We start from the raw sequence: 664 nt of genomic DNA, 5'->3' as shown, positions 1-664 counted from the left end.
CCCGCCGCTGCACGAGTTCCTGCCCGACCGGACCGAACTCGCCGTCCGGATCGCCCGGCAGGAGGCCGTCGGCCGGGCTCCTGCCGCCCGGGACCGCGCACTCCTGTCGGCTGTGGAGCGGATGCACGAGGAGAACCCGATGCTCGGGCTGCGCGGCGTACGGCTGGGCCTGGTGGCCCCCGGGCTGGTGGCCATGCAGGTACGGGCCCTCGCCGAGGCCGTCGTCGCCCGCAAACGAGCCGGCGGCGACCCCCGCGCGGAGATCATGGTCCCGCTCGTCGGCGCCGCCGAGGAGCTGCACTTGGTGCGGAACGAGGTCGACGCGGTGCTTGCCGACGTCGCGAAGGAGAGCGGGGTCCCGCTCGACTGCCCGGTCGGTACGATGATCGAACTGCCCAGGGCGGCGCTGACCGCGGGCCGGATCGCCCGTGACGCGCACTTCTTCTCCCTCGGGACGAACGATCTGACCCAGACCACATGGGGCTTCTCGCGCGACGACGCCGAGGCGGCGTTCTTCCCGGCCTACCTCGACCGGGGCGTTTTCGAACGGTCGCCCTTCGAGACGATCGACCGCGAGGGCGTGGGCAGGCTCGTCGAGATCGCCGTCGCGGAGGGCCGCGCGAGCCGGCCGGACCTGACGGTCGGAGTCTGCGGGGAGCACGGC

1 protein-coding gene is annotated in these 664 nt (G+C 73.5%); it reads left to right on the top strand.

What is annotated here, in order from left to right:
* The coding region (locus VR44_RS11475) for a putative PEP-binding protein (RefSeq protein ID WP_045947337.1) at positions 1-664 on the top strand (664 nt) is incomplete at both ends.

This window comes from Streptomyces katrae, assembly GCF_000966975.1.
Lineage (GTDB): Bacteria > Actinomycetota > Actinomycetes > Streptomycetales > Streptomycetaceae > Streptomyces > Streptomyces katrae.
This window is presented reverse-complemented; position numbering and strand designations above follow the sequence as displayed.